We start from the raw sequence: 16,144 nt of genomic DNA, 5'->3' as shown, positions 1-16,144 counted from the left end.
TCAGTCGGCGTTGGCCGGTGACGCCTGCCGCCCGGCTTCCTGCAGCAGGCTGGTGAGAAACTGCTGCTGCAATTCCGGATCGTGGCGGGTCAGCTCGATCAGGCTTTGTTCCAGCTCGCTGGCCTCTTCCTCAAGGCCCAGTTCCGACAGCCGCTTGACCCGGTAGACCCAGCGCGAGACATCGTCTCCTTCGAGGTCGTCGAAAATCAGGGCGTGTGCTTCCTGAAGCTTGCTGCGCAGGTTGTGGCTGACCAGCAGCACGGCGTCGGCACGTGTGTTGTCCGCGTCGTCCTCCACGCTCAGTTGCAGCTTGCCGATCTGGGCGATGTCCTGATCGGCAAACGGCCCGTCGAGCAGGTTGAGGCGCAGGATGCCGTTGCGATCGGTATTGAGTTGGTGGCTTTGCTCGCCGGCCTGCACGGTGACCGGACGCTCGGCCCAGGGCAGGCTGGAATACTCCAGCCGCGCATCGCGCCGTTGCTCCTGAACGCTCGCCAGGTTCTGTTGCGAGCGGCCATTGGTTTCGACGTTCATGAACGGGTTGAGCCCGGCGAAACCATAGCTGATCCAATCCCGGGTCGCGGTGGTCGGCACGTTGCCTAGCGCCACGACATTCACCACGTTCGCGCCGATACCAGCAACCACGGCGACCGCGCCGAGCGGTATCTCGTAGAGTTCGCGCCAGGGCTGATACGGCGTGTAGCGATCATAGCGACGGGTGACCTCGAAGTCGGTGACCTCGAAGGTCTTCTGTTCCTGCACGCGGATGCGTCGCTGCGGCAGTTCCAGGACCAGGGGGGCGCCGACCTCGATGCGCAGGCTATGGTCGAGCAGCTTGCGTTCGGTGCGGGCTTCGTGTTCGCTGCGCTGCGGTAGGTGATTGGCGCAGCCTGCTAGCAGCAGCGCCGCGCAGAGCACGGCGCCGGTTTGGATGACAACTCGTTGGTTGAGCATGGTTTGGCGGTCAGCGGGGTGCCCGAGCGTTGATGAAGGGCAGAATGTCGGCGATGGCGACGGCCTGGGCTTCGCTATCGCGACGATGTTTGTATTCCAGGGTGCCGTCGGCCAGGCCGCGATCGCTGATTACCACGCGATGCGGAATGCCGATCAGCTCCATGTCGGCGAATTTGACGCCGGGGCTGGTCTTTTTGTCACGGTCGTCCAGCAGCACTTCGTAGCCGGCGGCGGTCAGGTCGGCGTAAAGCTTGTCGGTCGCCTCGCGGACGACCTCGTTGTCGTACTTCATCGGCACGAGTGCGATCTGGAAAGGCGCCAGCGCATCCGGCCAGAGAATCCCGCGCTCGTCGTAGTTCTGCTCGATCGCAGCCGCTACGACACGGGAAACGCCAATGCCATAGCAGCCCATAATGAGCGTTACGGGCTTGCCGTTCTCGCCCATGACCTGGCAGTTCATCGCCTGGCTGTACTTGGTGCCGAGCTGGAAGATGTGGCCGACCTCGATGCCGCGCTTGATCACTAGCGTGCCCTTGCCATCCGGGCTCGGGTCGCCTTCGACGACATTGCGCAGATCCGCGATCGCCGGCAGCGGCAGGTCACGCTCCCAGTTCAGCCCGAAATAATGCTTGCCATCCTGATTCGCACCGGCTGCGAAGTCACTCATCAGTGCCACCGAACGGTCGATGACGCAAGGGATCGGCAGGTTCAGCGGACCCAGCGAGCCCGGACCGGCACCGATCGCGCCGCGAATCTCGGCTTCGGACGCAAAAACCAGCGGGCTGGCGACCTGCTCGAGGTTGGCTGCCTTGATTTCGTTCAGTTCGTGATCGCCGCGCACGATCAGGGCAACGAGCTTGCCCTCTTCGGCAGCATGCACGACGAGTGTCTTGATCGTCTTTTCGATCGCCAGGTCGTACTGCTCCACCAGGGCAGCGATGGTCTTCGCATCAGGCGTATCGACCAGGCGCAGCTCCTGGCTGGCGGCGCCACGCTCGACCTCCCGCGGGACCGCTTCGGCCTTTTCGATGTTTGCCGCGTAGTCGGAGCCGTTGCTGAAGGCGATCGCATCCTCGCCGGACTCGGCCAGGACGTGGAACTCATGCGAGCCGGTGCCGCCGATCGATCCGGTATCGGCCTGCACCGGGCGGAAATCCAGGCCCAGCCGGGTGAAGACGTTGCAGTACGCCTGGTGCATACGGTCGTAGGTTTCCTGCAGTGACTCCTGCGACAGGTGGAATGAATAGGCATCCTTCATCAGGAATTCGCGTCCGCGCATCAGCCCGAAACGCGGACGGATCTCGTCGCGGAATTTGGTCTGGATCTGATAGAAGTTGATCGGCAGTTGCTTGTAGCTGTTCAGCTCGTTGCGCGCGAGGTCGGTGATGACCTCTTCGTGCGTCGGGCCGACGCAGAAATCGCGTTCGTGGCGATCCTTCACACGCAGCAGTTCGGGGCCGTACTGTTCCCAGCGCCCCGATTCCTGCCACAGCTCGGCCGGCTGGATGGCTGGCATCAAGACTTCCAGGGCTCCGGCCTTGTTCATCTCGTCGCGGACGATTGCCTCGGCCTTGCGCAGCGCTCGCAGCCCCATTGGCAGCCAGGTATAGAGGCCCGAAGCCAGCTTGCGGATCATGCCGGCGCGTAGCATCAGCTGGTGGCTGATGACCACTGCGTCGGAAGGGGTTTCTTTGAGAGTCGAGAGCAGGAACTGACTGGTGCGCATGTGGCCGTTGTGTCCTTGCAGGGAAGCGGTAAAGGTGGCTCGGCATTGTACGGCCGGTGGTGATGCGCGTACAGAATGCAGCGCTGGCCGGCTGGCTCTCGTAAACGAAAGAGCCCGGCTTTCGCCGGGCTCTAGAGGATCGAGTACTGCCGAACGGTGTTACAGGATGCTCAACGGGTATTCGATAAAGGCGCGGATCTCGTTGAGGTCCGGGCTGTAGTAGTCACGCATGTTGTCGTTGGAACGATAGATCGAATTGCGCAGCTTCAGCGACAGGTCCTTGGCCGGACCGCTCTGGACTACGTACTGGACCTGGTTGAAGAACTCGCGCTCCTTGCCCTCGCCAGTGCCGGTGTCGACATTGTCGCCATAGACATAGGCGGTTTTCCAGAACAGGCCTGGTACGCCGTAGCCGGAGAAGTCAAGCTCATAGCTAGCTTGCCAGGAGCGCTCGTCCTTGGAGTTGAAGTCGGAGTAGTACGAGTTGGCTACCCAGATAGCACTGCCACCATCGCCCAGATCGTAGTAATAGCCGCTATCACCGGAAACGCGTTGGTGGGCCAGGATGAAGGCGTGCGCGCCAACGCTGTATTTAGCCGATAGGCTCCAGATGGTGTTGTTATCTTCGTCGCCAAATGTTTGGCTATCGAGATCGCTCTTGTAGATATTGAAATCGAACGCCAAGGACTGGCTGTCAGCCAGAGGCATAACGTAATTAACGTTTGCATATTTCTTCTCATAAACGTCTTCGACGTCAGAGAAGTAGAGCGATGCACTCAAATTTTCCGTGAACTGATAAGTACCGCCTAGTACGTCAATGCTTTTCAGGCGGTTGTCGTCAGCGCTCGAAGATTGCATCGAGCTGTCAGCCGTGAATCGTCCAGCGTTCAGCTCCAGTCCTTCGATTTCATTGCTGGTCACCAGAGTGCCGGTGAAAGTTTGCGGCAGCAGTCGCGAATCGTCATATGCCAGTACCGGCATAAACGGCATCTGGTTGCCATATTTCACGATGGTATTGGAAAGCTGAAACTTCACGGCCGCGCCGGCCTGGCCTACGTCACGTACCGGATCTCCGTCCGAATCGAGCTCGAACATGGCGTCATAGTTGTAACCACTACCGCCATCCAGACGAACGCCCAGCAGACCAAATGCGTCTACGCCAACACCGATGGTGCCTTGGGTGAAGCCCGACTCGAAGGTGGTGATGAAACCTTGCCCCAGGCTGCGCACGTCGCCTGCGCCGTCCTTGTAGTCGCGGTTGAAATAGGTAGTACGCAGCAAAAGGTCCAGGCTTGCGTCTTCGACGAAGCCCTTGGATTCGGACTGCTGGCTGGCAACGGCCATCTGCGACGTGCCTGCCGCTACGGCCAGGGCCATTACGCTCCACTTCATCACTTTCATCGTGATTTGCTCCTTTGGATTAAAACGATGCCTACCCGCGAACTAAAGCGGGCATTTCTTATTTTTAGCGGGCAACTCGGCCTCCGGCGCCGCGCTATCTGCTGACTGTACTGTCTAGTCGGGGTCTTGCGCTAGGGCAAGGTTGCCCGACCGAAAAGGCCATTCGCGCCATTGTGGTGAGCTTAGCAAGTCCTGTGCCTACTACGGCTTTGCTTGGTCTGCGGGCAGGTTGCGGATTAATCATGGAGGCGGAGGCACCGATTTGGTGCGCTTGCCGGTGGCGAATGCGCCTGTGCTGGGCGCAGACGCTGCCGTGCGCTCGCGGCTGGCGTATCCTTTGGGCTTGTTGCGGCGCTGCCCGTTCGAACTGAGGAGTGAGCTATGTTTGTTCTCGACGCGCGCTTAGCGCAGGACACCCTGACCATTGGCGACTTTCCGCTCTGTCGGTTGTTGCTCATGAACGATGCGAACTATCCCTGGTTCATCCTGGTGCCCAGGCGAGAAGAGGTCAGTGAGTTGTTTCAGCTCGATGTCGGCGATCAGCAGCTGCTCTGGAGGGAGGCGACGGCGCTGGCGGAAATCGTCAAGGACACCTTTGGCGCGGACAAGATGAACGTGGCTACGCTTGGCAACGTCGTGAGTCAGTTGCATGTGCATGTCATCGCCCGACGCAAAGGCGACGCCAGCTGGCCCTCTCCGGTCTGGGGCCGGTTACCGGCAAAGCCCTACAGTGACGAGCAGGTCGCCGAGATCAGGCATAAGCTCAAGCTGGTGCTGGCCGATCAGCTTAGATCTGGAGAATGATGATGGATGCAGAGTCCCGTATTGCAGATCTGGAAACCCGTCTGGCGTTCCAGGACGATACCTTGCAGACCTTGAGCGATGTGCTGGTCGAGCAGCAGAGAATCATCGATCGCTTGCAGCTGCAGCTCGAAGTGCTCTCGCGTCGGCAGGAAGAGATGCAGAGTCGCTTGGGTGATGAGGGGGAAGAAGCTCCGCCGCCACATTATTGATTGAGGGCGGCGGAGCGGCGAGCCTATCGGCTGTGCAGAATCACCACGTCTTCGGCTTGCGGGCCCTTGTCACGCAGGACAATGGTGAAATCGACGCGCTGGCCTTCGATCAGTATGCGGTGGCCTTCGCCGCGGATGGCGCGAAAGTGCACGAACACGTCTTCGCCTGACTCGCGCGAGATGAAGCCGAAACCCTTCGAGGTGTTGAACCACTTGACCGTACCGGTTTCCCGAGGGCCTTCGGTGCCGGCCGTTTCGCCGGCGCTCGGTGCGCCGCTGCGGCGATGTGAGGTGGCTTGCGGTCGGCTGCCGGCCTGGGTCTGCAGGGATGCGAGGTGGAGCAGTACGGCGACCACCGCAAGCAGCAGCGTGGCCAGTGTTGCCGGTTGGCCGGCGATCTGGCCGATCGGGGCGAGGACGACGATCGCCTGAACGATTGCCGCGATGATCATCAGTGCCGATGCGGCGGCGAGTACCGGGCGTACGCCCTGAACCTGCAACCGATAGAACGGAATGAACTGAATATTGAGCAGGCCGATCATGAACAGGCCGAGAGCGGCGTTGTGTTCGAGAAACGGAGCCTGGCCGCGCAGGCTTGGTGCAAAGGACAGCAGCAGGGCAGCGACGCCCGTCAACAGGTGGACGATCTTCAACATGTCTGAGCTCACAACTACAAAAATGGAAAGGCTCGAGCGGCGCTGTCCCGAAGCGTAACGGTCAGGATGACGTTGATATAGAAGGAAGGGCCGCCGAGGCGCGGCGGTATTTAACAGGAGCCGGCGGGCGGCATCAAATCGGTGGTCGTGAAGGGCGTCAGGGAAGGGGCGCGCGGGCAGCAGCTGCCCACGCGCGGCGGCTCAGGCTGCTAGCAGGCTGCGCAGCATCCAGGCGGTCTTTTCGTGGACCTGCATGCGCTGGGTCAGCAGATCGGCAGTGGGTTCGTCACTGACCTTGTCCAGCAGCGGGAAGATGCCACGTGCCGTGCGTACGACCGCTTCCTGGCCTTCGACGAGCAACTTGATCATTTCCTCGGCGCTTGGCACGCCTTCTTCTTCCTTGATCGAAGACAGGCGAGCGTACGCGGCGTAGGTGCCGGGCGCAGGGAAACCAAGTGCGCGGATACGCTCGGCGATGTCGTCAACCGCGACGGCCAGCTCGGTGTACTGCGTTTCGAACATCAGGTGCAGCGTGTTGAACATGGGCCCGGTGACGTTCCAATGGAAGTTGTGGGTCTTCAGGTAGAGGGTGTAGGTGTCGGCCAGCAGGCGGGACAACCCCTCGGCAATGGCGGCGCGGTCCTGTTCGGCGATGCCGATGTTGATATCCATGTGTCGTTCTCCTGTTTGGTTGAGCAAAGCCTGGATAGTAAGCCACAAAGGCCATCCTGATGGCAGGCAAGTGCGGTGGCATCACGGCTGTTTGAGCGAGGGGCGCCGCGGCGGTTCCCTGCGTCGGCTGGTCGACGGCTGCGTCATTCTGATTAAGTTGATAGAATCCCGCGCTTGTGCCCGGCGGCTCGAAGTGCTCAGCGAAGTCGTGCCGCGATCAACGAATTCACCGATACGAGAAGCGAAGCCACCATGATGCGCAGCCACTATTGCGGCCAGTTGAACGAAAGCCTGGATGGTCAGGAAATCACCCTTTGCGGTTGGGTACATCGCCGTCGCGATCATGGCGGGGTGATCTTTCTCGACATTCGCGATCGTGAAGGGCTGGCGCAGGTGGTATTCGATCCCGACCGTGCCGAGACCTTCGCCAAGGCTGATCGTGTTCGCAGCGAGTTCGTGGTGAAGATCACCGGCAAGGTTCGCCTGCGCCCGGCCGGTGCGGTGAACCCCAACATGGCCTCGGGTGCCATCGAGGTGCTGGGCTACGAGCTGGAAGTGCTCAACGAAGCCGAAACGCCACCGTTCCCGCTCAACGAGTACAGTGACGTCGGCGAGGAAACCCGCCTGCGCTACCGCTTCGTCGATCTGCGCCGTCCTGAGATGGCCGAGAAACTGAAATTGCGCTCGCGTATCACCGCCAGCATCCGTCGCTACCTGGACGAGAATGGCTTCCTCGATGTCGAGACGCCGATCCTCGGGCGCCCGACACCCGAAGGTGCGCGTGACTACCTGGTGCCCAGCCGTACCCACGCCGGTAATTTCTTCGCCCTGCCGCAGTCGCCTCAGCTGTTCAAGCAGCTGTTGATGGTGGCGGGTTTCGACCGCTACTACCAGATCGCCAAGTGTTTCCGTGACGAAGACCTGCGCGCCGATCGCCAGCCCGAGTTCACCCAGATCGACATCGAGACCAGCTTCCTCGAGGAAGCGGACATCATCGGCATCACCGAAGGCATGATCCGCAAGCTGTTCAAGGAAGTGCTGGATGTCGAGTTCGGTGAGTTCCCGCACATGCCCTTCGAAGAAGCCATGCGCCGCTATGGTTCGGACAAGCCGGACCTGCGCATCCCGCTGGAGCTGGTGGACGTGGCCGATCAGCTCAATGCGGTCGAGTTCAAGGTGTTCTCCGGTCCGGCCAACGATCCGAAAGGCCGCGTGGCCGCGCTTCGTGTGCCGGGCGCTGCCAGCATGCCGCGCAGCCAGATCGACGACTACACCAAGTTCGTCGGCATCTACGGCGCCAAGGGCCTGGCCTACATCAAGGTCAACGAGCGCGCCAAGGGCGTCGAGGGCCTGCAGTCGCCGATCGTCAAGTTCATCCCGGAAGACAACCTCAACGTGATCCTCGATCGCGTCGGTGCGGTCGATGGCGATATCGTCTTCTTTGGTGCTGACAAGGCGAAGATCGTCTCCGAGGCCTTGGGCGCGCTGCGCATCAAGCTCGGCCATGACCTCAAGCTGCTGACCTGCGACTGGGCGCCGCTGTGGGTGGTCGACTTCCCGATGTTCGAGGAGAACGACGACGGCTCGCTGTCGGCGTTGCACCATCCGTTCACATCGCCCAAATGCACGCCCGAAGAGCTGGAGGCCAACCCGGCAGCGGCCCTGTCGCGTGCCTATGACATGGTGCTCAATGGCACCGAGCTTGGCGGCGGCTCGATTCGTATCCATCGCAAGGAAATGCAGCAGGCAGTGTTCCGCATCCTCGGCATCGACGAGGCCGAACAGGAAGAGAAGTTCGGCTTCCTGCTCGATGCCCTGAAGTTCGGAGCGCCGCCGCACGGTGGTCTGGCATTCGGTCTGGATCGCCTGGTCATGCTGATGACCGGTGCGCAATCGATCCGCGAAGTCATCGCGTTCCCGAAGACGCAGAGTGCGGCGGACGTGATGACCCAGGCGCCCGGCGCCGTCGACAGCAAGGCGCTGCGCGAGCTGCACATTCGCCTGCGCGAGCAGCCGAAAGCAGAGTGATGGTCGCGCCGGGGCCCTGGCTCCGGCGCCAACAGCGTTCTAGAGAGGGAGAGATTCATGGCGGGTCATTCCAAATGGGCCAACATCAAGCACCGCAAGGGGCGCCAGGACGCCAAGCGCGGCAAGATTTTCACCAAGCTCATTCGTGAGCTGACCGTGGCGGCCAAGAGCGGTGCGATTCCGGCGGACAATCCGCGGTTGCGCCTCGCGGTGGACAAGGCGCTGACCGCCAACATGTCGCGTGACGTGATCGATCGCGCCATCGCCCGTGGCGCTGGCAACAACGACGCGGACAACGTCGTCGAATTGACCTATGAAGGTTATGCGCCCAGCGGTGTGGCGATCATCGTCGAGGCGATGACCGATAACCGCAATCGCACGGCCGCCGAAGTGCGCCACGCATTCAGCAAGCAGGGTGGCAACCTGGGCACCGACGGTTCGGTGGCCTATATGTTCGATCGCAAGGGCGTGATCAGCTACGCGCCCGGTGTCGACGAGGACAGTCTGATGGAGGCTGCGCTGGAAGCCGGCGCCGATGACGTGGTGGTCGAGGATGATGGCTCCGCTCAGGTCTACACCAGCTTCACCGAATTCCATGCCGTCAACGAGGCGCTTGCCGCAGCGGGCTTCAAGTCCGATGAGGCGGAGATCGCGATGATTCCGTCGATCTCGGCGCCTGTGGCCGACCTGGAGACGGCGCAGAAGGTGCTGCGCCTGATCGATGCCCTGGAAGACCTGGACGACGTGCAGAACGTCTACCACAACGCTGAAATCTCCAACGAGATCATGGAACAGTTGGACTGAGTGGTCGCGCTGCCGGAAGCCGGAGGCACCCCCTGGGGCTTCCGGCTTCTTTGTTTGTACGGCGCCGGCCGATCATTTACGGGGCCGATGGTTCGGGAGCGCATAGCCGCTTATACTCGCCGCCTGGATGGATAGACAGTGTTGCTGAGATGACCTTGATCCTTGGTATCGACCCCGGTTCGCGTATCACCGGCTACGGTGTGGTGCGCGACACGGGCAAAGGCTGCGAGTACGTCGCTTCCGGCTGCATTCGGACCGGAGGGGGTGAGCTTCATGCGCGCTTGCAGGCTGTGTATCGGGGCATCAGTGAAGTCATCCGCCTCTATGGGCCGGTTACCATGGGCATCGAACAGGTGTTCATGGCGCGCAATGCCGATTCGGCGCTCAAGCTCGGGCAGGCGCGGGGCGCCGCGATCGTCGCCGCCGCCGAATGTGGTCTCGAAGTCGCTGAATACACCGCGACGCAGGTCAAGCAGGCAATTGCCGGCACCGGCGGCGCAGACAAACAGCAGGTGCAGATGATGGTGATGCACCTGCTCAAGCTGATTCAGAAGCCGCAGATCGACGCGTCGGATGCCCTGGCGATCGCGCTGTGCCATGCACACCATCGACAGAGCCTCATTCCCCACGGCCTCGCCAGCGCCAAGCGCCGCGGTGGCCGTCTGCGGTTGTAGAACGTCGGCCGGCTATCGGCCGAGAACAGGAGTGCCCAAGCGTGATAGGTCGTTTGCGGGGTCAACTGGCGGAAAAACAGCCGCCGCATCTGGTGGTGGATGTCAACGGCGTCGGTTATGAAGTCGAAGTGCCGATGACCACGCTCTACCGGCTGCCGGCGGTAGGGGAAATGCTGACGCTGCATACCCATCTGGTGGTGCGTGAAGACGCCCATCTGCTCTATGGCTTCCACGAAAAGCGCGAGCGTGAGCTGTTTCGCGAGCTCATCCGGCTCAACGGGGTAGGGCCGAAACTGGCGCTGGCGCTGATGTCCGGCCTTGAAGTCGACGAGCTGGTGCGCTGTGTCCAGGCGCAGGATACCTCGGTGCTGGTGAAGATCCCGGGCGTCGGCAAGAAGACCGCCGAGCGCCTGCTGGTCGAGCTGAAAGACCGTTTCAAGGCCTGGGAGACGATGCCATCGATTGCCACGCTGGTGGTTGAACCTCGCGCCGCTGCGGCAGTCTCAAGCGCCGAGAATGATGCGGTCAGCGCGCTGATCTCCCTTGGCTTCAAGCCGCAGGAGGCCAGCCGTGCGGTATCCGCGATACGGGAAGACGGTTTGAGCAGTGAAGAGATGATCCGCCGCGCGCTCAAGGGAATGGTGTAAGCGCATGATAGAAGCCGACCGCCTGATCACCGCGAGCAGTCGTGACCGAGATGAGCAGCTCGATCGCGCCATTCGCCCGCTGCGCCTGGCCGACTACATCGGGCAGCCAACGGTTCGCGAGCAGATGGACTTGTTCATTCGTGCGGCCAAGATGCGTGGCGAAGCGCTCGATCACACCCTGATCTTTGGGCCGCCAGGTCTGGGCAAGACGACGCTGGCGAACATCGTCGCCCAGGAAATGGGCGTCTCGATCAAAAGTACTTCAGGCCCCGTGCTCGAGCGTCCCGGCGACCTGGCGGCGCTGCTCACCAATCTCGAGGCGGGCGACGTGCTGTTCGTTGACGAGATCCATCGCCTTTCCCCCATCGTCGAAGAGGTGCTCTACCCGGCGATGGAAGATTTCCAGCTCGACATCATGATTGGCGAGGGGCCTGCGGCGCGCTCGATCAAGCTCGACCTGCCTCCGTTCACTCTGGTCGGCGCGACCACTCGCGCCGGTATGCTGACCAATCCCTTGCGTGACCGCTTCGGGATCGTGCAGCGCCTGGAGTTCTATTCCACCGAAGATCTGTCGACGATCGTCGGCCGTTCCGCCGGTATTCTGGGATTGCCGATCGAGCCGCAGGGGGCTTTCGAGATTGCGCGGCGCGCACGCGGCACGCCGCGTATCGCCAACCGCCTGCTGAGGCGGGTGCGAGATTTCGCCGAGGTGCGGGGCAAGGGCGAGATCACCCGGGAAATCGCCGACCTCGCGCTGAATATGCTCGACGTGGATGAGCATGGATTCGACCATCAGGATCGGCGCCTGCTGTTGACCCTGATCGAGAAGTTCGACGGCGGGCCGGTGGGGATCGACAGTCTCGCAGCGGCGATCAGTGAGGAGCGTCATACCATCGAGGACGTGCTGGAGCCCTATCTCATCCAGCAGGGCTACATCATGCGCACGCCGCGCGGGCGTGTGGTGACCCGCCATGCCTACCTTCACTTCGGCCTGAACCTGCCCAGGCGCCTGTCGGAGTCGCCTACGCCGGACCTTTTCGGTCCTGAAACGGATGGTTGAAAAAATTGTTCTTCCACCCGATTGGCAACCGATCAACTGAGCTCTAGTATGCGCGCGCAATCCGAAGCAAAGCCTTTTACGCATCGCTGCCGTGTCTATTACGAAGACACCGATGCTGGCGGTATCGTCTACTACGTCAATTACCTCAAGTTCATGGAACGGGCTCGTACCGAGCGACTGCGTGAGCTGGGTTTCGCCCAGTCGCAGCTCGTCGACGATGACCTGTTATTCGTCGTGCATTCGGTCGAGGCGCGTTACCTGTCGCCGGCTCGGCTCGACGACGAGCTGCAGGTCAGTGCCGAGGTGGTAGAGCTCAAGCGAGCCAGCCTGCGCTTTCGCCAGCAGGTCAGGCGCGCAAGCGACGATGCGCTGCTGTGCGAAGGCCACGTTTGGGTCGCATGCGTGCGAGCCGAGAATCTGAAACCCCGAGCCATCCCCGAGGCACTGCGTGGCGCCTTTGGCGGTTCGGGTCTATCCCCTGCAGGAGAGTGAGCGTGGAAGCCAACGTCGACCATATGTCCATGTGGAGCCTGATCAGCAACGCCAGCTTCGTGGTGCAACTGGTCATGCTGATTCTCGTGGCTGCTTCGGTGACTTCGTGGATCCTGATCTTTCAGCGCGGCAACCTGTTGCGTGCGGCGAAGCGGTCGCTCGAGGCCTTCGAGGAGCGCTTCTGGTCGGGCATCGACCTGTCGAAGCTCTACCGCCAGGCCGGCAGCAATCCTGATCCCGATTGCGGTGTCGAGCAGATCTTTCGCGCCGGCTTCAAGGAGTTCTCGCGCTTGCGCCAGCAGCCGGGCGTCGATCCCGACGCGGTGATGGATGGCGTCAACCGAGCCATGCGCGTGGCGATCTCGCGTGAGGAAGAAAAGCTCGAACAGAGCCTGCCTTTCCTTGCCACCGTGGGCTCGACCAGTCCTTATATCGGTCTGTTCGGTACCGTCTGGGGAATCATGAACTCCTTCCGTGGCCTGGCTCAGGTCCAGCAGGCGACGCTGGCGACCGTCGCTCCGGGGATCGCCGAGGCCCTGATCGCTACGGCGATCGGCCTGTTCGCCGCTATTCCCGCCGTGATTGCCTATAACCGCTTTTCCGCCCGTGGCGAGATGCTGATCGCGCGTTATTACACTTTCGCCGACGAGTTCCAGGCGATCCTGCATCGCAAAGTCCACACCTCCGAAGATTGAGGTCGACGGCCATGGCCAGAATTCGCAACAGACGCAAACCGGTCGCCGAGATGAACGTGGTGCCGTACATCGACGTGATGCTGGTACTGCTGGTCATCTTCATGGTCACCGCACCGATGTTGAACCAGGGCGTCAAGGTCGACCTGCCGAAGGTCAGCAGTGAGGCCTTGCCGCAGGACAACAATGCCCAGGTACTGACCATTTCGATCAAGGCCGACAAGACCTACTACTGGAACATGGGCTCGGAAGTCGACACCGATACCGTGCAGGACAAGGCGCTGACGCTGGATGAAATGACCCGCGCGGTGACCGCGATCATGAACCAGAGTCGCAGCCAGGGTAAGCAGGTACAGGTCTTCGTGCGTGGCGACAAGGCGGTCGACTACGGCGCCGTGATGGCCGCCATGGGCGGCCTGCAGGAAGCTGGCGTCGGTAATGTCGGCCTGATTACCGAGGCGCCGTGATGCAGCAGGAGCGCTCGTCTTCGGAGAGCTTTTTCTGGCCAACCATCCTGGCGGTCGGTCTGCACCTCATCATCTTTGCGATGCTGTTCGTCAGCTTCGCGATGACGCCGGAATTGCCCCCCTCCAAGCCCATCGTGCAGGCCACGCTGTACCAGCTGAAGTCTCAGAGCCAGGCGACGACCCAAACCAACCAGAAAATTGCCGGCGAGGCGAAGAAGACTGCCGCCAAGCAGTTCGAGACCGAGCAGATGGAACAACGCAAGGTCGAGCAGCAGAAGCTGGCTCAGGCCAAGGCTGCGGAACAAAAGAAGGCCGAAACGGCTCGAAAGGCCGAAGCGCAGAAGGCGGCCGAGCAGAAGAAGGCTGCTGAAGCCAAGAAAGCGGAAGAGGCGAAGAAGGCCGAGCAGCGCAAGCAGGCCGATATCGCCAAGAAGAAGGCCGAAGAGCTGGCCAAGCAGAAAGCCGCCGAGGAGGCGAAGAAGAAGGCTGCTGCCGAGGCTGCGAAGAAAAAGGCGGCCGAAGAGGCCAGGAAAAAGGCGGCGGCGGAGGCGGCCAAGAAGAAGGCTGCCGAAGAGGCGAAGAAGAAAGCGGCTGCCGAGGCGGCGCGCAAGGCGGCCGAGGACAAGAAGGCCCAGGCCCTTGCCGAGTTGCTGTCGGATACCACAGAGCGGCAGCAGGCCCTGGCTGATACCCAGGGAGACCAGGTTGCCGGCAGCCTGGACGACCTGATCGTCAGCCTGGTGAGCCAGCAATGGCGGCGACCGCCTTCGGCGCGCAACGGCATGAGCGTCGAGGTCAACATCCAGATGCTGCCTGATGGCACCATCACCAATGCCAGCGTCACCCGCTCGAGTGGTGACAGTGCCTTTGACAATTCGGCCGTCGCGGCGGTCCGCAATGTCGGGCGCATACCGGAAATGCAGGAATTGGACCGCGCTACGTTCGACCGGATGTACCGGCAGCGGCGCATGATTTTCAAACCAGAGGATTTGGATCTGTGAAAACCCTGATTCGTATCGCGCTGGTCGGCCTGACGCTGCTGGTCGGCTCCGTCCAGGCGGCCGATCCGCTTGTGGTGACCAGTGGGACCGATCGAGCCACCCCCATCGCGGTGGTGCCCTTCGGCTGGCAAGGCGGCACCGTGCTGCCCGAGGACATGGCCGACATCATCGGTAACGACTTGCGCAACTCCGGTACTTTTCAGCCGATTCCGCGGCAGAACATGATCAGCCTGCCGACCCGTGCCAGTGAAATCATCTACCGCGACTGGAAAGCCCTGGGCGCCCAGTACGTGATCGTCGGCAGCATCCAGCCGGCGGGCGGCCGTCTGCAGGTCCAGTTCGGCGTGTTCAACGTATCCACCGAGCAGCAGGTCATGTCCGGCAGCGTCGGCGGTACGCCAGACCAGTTGCGCGACATGGCGCACTACGTCTCCGATCAGGCATTCGAGAAGCTGACCGGCATCCGCGGTGCCTTCTCGACGCGCCTGCTTTATGTGACGGCTGAGCGTATGGGTGCCAACACGCGTTACACGCTGCAACGCTCCGACTATGACGGTGCACGCGCGGTGACGCTGCTGCAATCGCGCGAACCGATCCTGTCGCCGCGCTATTCGCCCGATGGCCGCCGCATTGCTTACGTCTCGTTCGAGCAGAAGCGCCCGCGCATCTTCGTCCAGCACATCGACACCGGGCGTCGTGAGCAGATAACCAACTTCGAGGGCCTCAACGGTGCGCCGGCGTTCTCGCCGGATGGCAATCGGCTTGCCTTCGTGCTGTCGAAGGATGGTAATCCCGAGATCTACGTGATGAACCTCGGCACGCGGCAGATGCAGCGGTTGACCAATCACTATGCCATTGACACCGAACCCTTCTGGGGGGCTGACGGTCAGACCATTTACTTCACGTCCGATCGCGCCGGCAAACCGCAGATCTACAAGCAGCGTCTAGGTGGCGGCGCGGCCGAGCGGGTGACCTTTGTTGGCAACTACAACGCCAATCCAAAGCTATCGGCGGATGAAAAGACACTTGTGATGATTCATCGCCAGGACGGTTACACGAACTTCAAGGTGGCGGCGCAGGACCTGCAGCGCGGCAATCTGCGCATCCTCTCGGAGACCAGTCTGGACGAGTCGCCCACTGTTGCGCCTAATGGCACCATGCTAATCTACGCCACCCGCCAGCAGGGCCGGGGAGTCTTGATGCTCGTGTCCATCAATGGTCGAGTTAGGCTCCCGCTTCCTACTGCTCAGGGCGAAGTCCGTGAGCCATCCTGGTCCCCTTACCTGAACTGATGCGGTAACACGCTTTTTAACCAAAACCAAAACCACACCTGGGGTTGTTACAGATGGAAATGCTGAAATTCGGTAAGTTCACCGCGCTGGCTCTGGCCATGGCTGTCGCTGTCGGTTGTTCGTCCAAGGGCGGCGACGACTCGGGCGAAGGCTCGGCTACGGGCATGGATCCTAACGCTGGCTACGGTGCCGACGCCGGTTCGCTGGATGGCAGCCTGAGCGAAGAAGCCGCCCTGCGTGCGATCACTACCTTCTACTTCGAGTACGACAGCTCCGACCTGAAGCCTGAAGCCATGCGCGCTCTGGACGTCCATGCCAAGGACCTCAAGGGCAACGGCGCTCGCGTCGTGCTGGAAGGCCACACTGACGAGCGTGGCACCCGCGAATACAACATGGCGCTGGGTGAGCGTCGTGCCAAGGCCGTTCAGCGCTACCTGGTTCTGCAGGGCGTTTCCCCGGCTCAGCTGGAGCTGGTTTCCTACGGCGAAGAGCGTCCGGTCGCCATGGGCAACGACGAGCAGTCCTGGGCTCAGAACCGCCGCGTCGAACTGCGCAAGTAATTCGT

General features: G+C 61.6%; 18 protein-coding genes. 13 read left to right on the top strand and 5 right to left on the bottom strand.

The genetic code is table 11. The features are described from left to right. The 3 genes from CL52_RS13660 to CL52_RS13650 all read right to left on the bottom strand — a co-directional run bounded on the left by CL52_RS13660 (window position 1) and on the right by CL52_RS13650 (window position 4,081). On the bottom strand, window positions 1-954 hold the full coding sequence (locus CL52_RS13660) for a hypothetical protein (RefSeq protein ID WP_043221266.1): 954 nt from the start codon (window positions 952-954) through the stop codon (window positions 1-3). A gap of 10 nt (window positions 955-964) precedes the next feature. Then, on the bottom strand, window positions 965-2,680 hold the full coding sequence (locus CL52_RS13655; RefSeq protein ID WP_043221263.1) for a proline--tRNA ligase: 1,716 nt from the start codon (window positions 2,678-2,680) through the stop codon (window positions 965-967). A gap of 159 nt (window positions 2,681-2,839) precedes the next feature. Continuing rightward, window positions 2,840-4,081 (bottom strand): OprD family porin, encoded by a 1,242-nt coding sequence (locus tag CL52_RS13650; RefSeq protein WP_043221261.1) that lies wholly within the window; start codon window positions 4,079-4,081, stop codon window positions 2,840-2,842. A gap of 381 nt (window positions 4,082-4,462) precedes the next feature. Between CL52_RS13650 and CL52_RS13645 the strand changes: the two genes are divergently transcribed. Continuing rightward, the gene (locus tag CL52_RS13645; RefSeq protein ID WP_043221258.1) at window positions 4,463-4,885 is read left to right on the top strand and encodes an HIT domain-containing protein; all 423 of its coding nucleotides are present in this window, start codon (window positions 4,463-4,465) and stop codon (window positions 4,883-4,885) included. A gap of 2 nt (window positions 4,886-4,887) precedes the next feature. Beyond that, on the top strand, window positions 4,888-5,094 hold the full coding sequence (locus CL52_RS13640) for a SlyX family protein (RefSeq protein WP_041109179.1): 207 nt from the start codon (window positions 4,888-4,890) through the stop codon (window positions 5,092-5,094). A gap of 23 nt (window positions 5,095-5,117) precedes the next feature. On the opposite strand, the gene CL52_RS21670 is transcribed toward CL52_RS13640, so the two are convergent. Both CL52_RS21670 and CL52_RS13630 read right to left on the bottom strand, forming a co-directional pair. Next, window positions 5,118-5,750, bottom strand: coding sequence for a cold shock domain-containing protein (locus tag CL52_RS21670; protein WP_043221256.1), 633 nt, complete (start codon window positions 5,748-5,750; stop codon window positions 5,118-5,120). A 201-nt stretch (window positions 5,751-5,951) separates the two neighbouring features. Then, window positions 5,952-6,422 carry a Dps family protein gene (locus CL52_RS13630; RefSeq protein ID WP_041109182.1) on the bottom strand — a complete coding sequence of 157 codons (471 nt, stop codon included), beginning with the start codon at window positions 6,420-6,422 and terminating at the stop codon, window positions 5,952-5,954. 252 nt (window positions 6,423-6,674) lie between these two features. On the opposite strand from CL52_RS13630, the gene aspS reads away from it, so the two are divergent. The 11 genes from aspS to pal all read left to right on the top strand — a co-directional run bounded on the left by aspS (window position 6,675) and on the right by pal (window position 16,139). After that, window positions 6,675-8,450 (top strand): aspartate--tRNA ligase, encoded by a 1,776-nt coding sequence (aspS, locus tag CL52_RS13625; protein ID WP_043221254.1) that lies wholly within the window; start codon window positions 6,675-6,677, stop codon window positions 8,448-8,450. 57 nt (window positions 8,451-8,507) lie between these two features. Further along, window positions 8,508-9,254 carry a YebC/PmpR family DNA-binding transcriptional regulator gene (locus CL52_RS13620; protein ID WP_041109185.1) on the top strand — a complete coding sequence of 249 codons (747 nt, stop codon included), beginning with the start codon at window positions 8,508-8,510 and terminating at the stop codon, window positions 9,252-9,254. Window positions 9,255-9,403: 149 nt separating this feature from the next. Beyond that, window positions 9,404-9,928: a crossover junction endodeoxyribonuclease RuvC gene (gene ruvC, locus CL52_RS13615; RefSeq protein WP_041109187.1), complete on the top strand. Its 525-nt coding sequence runs from the start codon at window positions 9,404-9,406 to the stop codon at window positions 9,926-9,928. A gap of 41 nt (window positions 9,929-9,969) precedes the next feature. Continuing rightward, a complete protein-coding gene (gene ruvA / locus CL52_RS13610; RefSeq protein ID WP_041109189.1) occupies window positions 9,970-10,575 on the top strand; it encodes a Holliday junction branch migration protein RuvA in 606 nt (201 codons plus the stop codon). A gap of 4 nt (window positions 10,576-10,579) precedes the next feature. Beyond that, window positions 10,580-11,635, top strand: coding sequence for a Holliday junction branch migration DNA helicase RuvB (gene ruvB / locus CL52_RS13605; RefSeq protein ID WP_041109191.1), 1,056 nt, complete (start codon window positions 10,580-10,582; stop codon window positions 11,633-11,635). Between the two features lie 48 nt (window positions 11,636-11,683). Continuing rightward, complete coding sequence (ybgC, locus tag CL52_RS13600) at window positions 11,684-12,127, top strand: tol-pal system-associated acyl-CoA thioesterase (RefSeq protein ID WP_041109193.1); 444 nt, start codon at window positions 11,684-11,686, stop codon at window positions 12,125-12,127. A 2-nt stretch (window positions 12,128-12,129) separates the two neighbouring features. Continuing rightward, window positions 12,130-12,822: a protein TolQ gene (gene tolQ, locus CL52_RS13595; RefSeq protein WP_041109195.1), complete on the top strand. Its 693-nt coding sequence runs from the start codon at window positions 12,130-12,132 to the stop codon at window positions 12,820-12,822. A gap of 11 nt (window positions 12,823-12,833) precedes the next feature. Beyond that, on the top strand, window positions 12,834-13,286 hold the full coding sequence (gene tolR, locus CL52_RS13590; RefSeq protein WP_041109197.1) for a protein TolR: 453 nt from the start codon (window positions 12,834-12,836) through the stop codon (window positions 13,284-13,286). After that, window positions 13,286-14,287, top strand: coding sequence for a cell envelope integrity protein TolA (gene tolA / locus CL52_RS13585; RefSeq protein ID WP_043221252.1), 1,002 nt, complete (start codon window positions 13,286-13,288; stop codon window positions 14,285-14,287). The genes tolR and tolA overlap by 1 nt, the downstream gene beginning before the upstream one ends. Then, window positions 14,284-15,579, top strand: a complete 1,296-nt coding sequence (gene tolB, locus CL52_RS13580) for a Tol-Pal system beta propeller repeat protein TolB (RefSeq protein WP_043221251.1) — start codon at window positions 14,284-14,286, stop codon at window positions 15,577-15,579. The genes tolA and tolB overlap by 4 nt, the downstream gene beginning before the upstream one ends. 53 nt (window positions 15,580-15,632) lie before the next feature. Then, on the top strand, window positions 15,633-16,139 hold the full coding sequence (gene pal, locus CL52_RS13575; protein WP_041109203.1) for a peptidoglycan-associated lipoprotein Pal: 507 nt from the start codon (window positions 15,633-15,635) through the stop codon (window positions 16,137-16,139). Window positions 16,140-16,144: the final 5 nt, after the last annotated feature.

Source organism: Stutzerimonas balearica DSM 6083 (assembly GCF_000818015.1).
GTDB classification, from domain to species: Bacteria; Pseudomonadota; Gammaproteobacteria; order Pseudomonadales; family Pseudomonadaceae; genus Stutzerimonas; species Stutzerimonas balearica.
This window is presented reverse-complemented; position numbering and strand designations above follow the sequence as displayed.

Excerpts from the sequence above, each read along its gene's own strand:
- CL52_RS13660 (WP_043221266.1), bottom strand. The coding sequence starts at position 954 with ATGCTCAACCAACGAGTTGTCATCCAAACCGGCGCCGTGCTCTGCGCG.
- CL52_RS21670 (WP_043221256.1), bottom strand. The coding sequence starts at position 5,750 with ATGTTGAAGATCGTCCACCTGTTGACGGGCGTCGCTGCCCTGCTGCTG.
- ruvB (WP_041109191.1), top strand. The coding sequence starts at position 10,580 with ATGATAGAAGCCGACCGCCTGATCACCGCGAGCAGTCGTGACCGAGAT.
- ruvC (WP_041109187.1), top strand. The coding sequence starts at position 9,404 with ATGACCTTGATCCTTGGTATCGACCCCGGTTCGCGTATCACCGGCTAC.
- CL52_RS13630 (WP_041109182.1), bottom strand. The coding sequence starts at position 6,422 with ATGGATATCAACATCGGCATCGCCGAACAGGACCGCGCCGCCATTGCC.
- pal (WP_041109203.1), top strand. The coding sequence starts at position 15,633 with ATGGAAATGCTGAAATTCGGTAAGTTCACCGCGCTGGCTCTGGCCATG.
- CL52_RS13640 (WP_041109179.1), top strand. The coding sequence starts at position 4,888 with ATGGATGCAGAGTCCCGTATTGCAGATCTGGAAACCCGTCTGGCGTTC.
- aspS (WP_043221254.1), top strand. The coding sequence starts at position 6,675 with ATGATGCGCAGCCACTATTGCGGCCAGTTGAACGAAAGCCTGGATGGT.
- CL52_RS13645 (WP_043221258.1), top strand. The coding sequence starts at position 4,463 with ATGTTTGTTCTCGACGCGCGCTTAGCGCAGGACACCCTGACCATTGGC.
- tolA (WP_043221252.1), top strand. The coding sequence starts at position 13,286 with ATGCAGCAGGAGCGCTCGTCTTCGGAGAGCTTTTTCTGGCCAACCATC.
- CL52_RS13620 (WP_041109185.1), top strand. The coding sequence starts at position 8,508 with ATGGCGGGTCATTCCAAATGGGCCAACATCAAGCACCGCAAGGGGCGC.
- CL52_RS13655 (WP_043221263.1), bottom strand. The coding sequence starts at position 2,680 with ATGCGCACCAGTCAGTTCCTGCTCTCGACTCTCAAAGAAACCCCTTCC.
- tolR (WP_041109197.1), top strand. The coding sequence starts at position 12,834 with ATGGCCAGAATTCGCAACAGACGCAAACCGGTCGCCGAGATGAACGTG.
- ybgC (WP_041109193.1), top strand. The coding sequence starts at position 11,684 with ATGCGCGCGCAATCCGAAGCAAAGCCTTTTACGCATCGCTGCCGTGTC.
- CL52_RS13650 (WP_043221261.1), bottom strand. The coding sequence starts at position 4,081 with ATGAAAGTGATGAAGTGGAGCGTAATGGCCCTGGCCGTAGCGGCAGGC.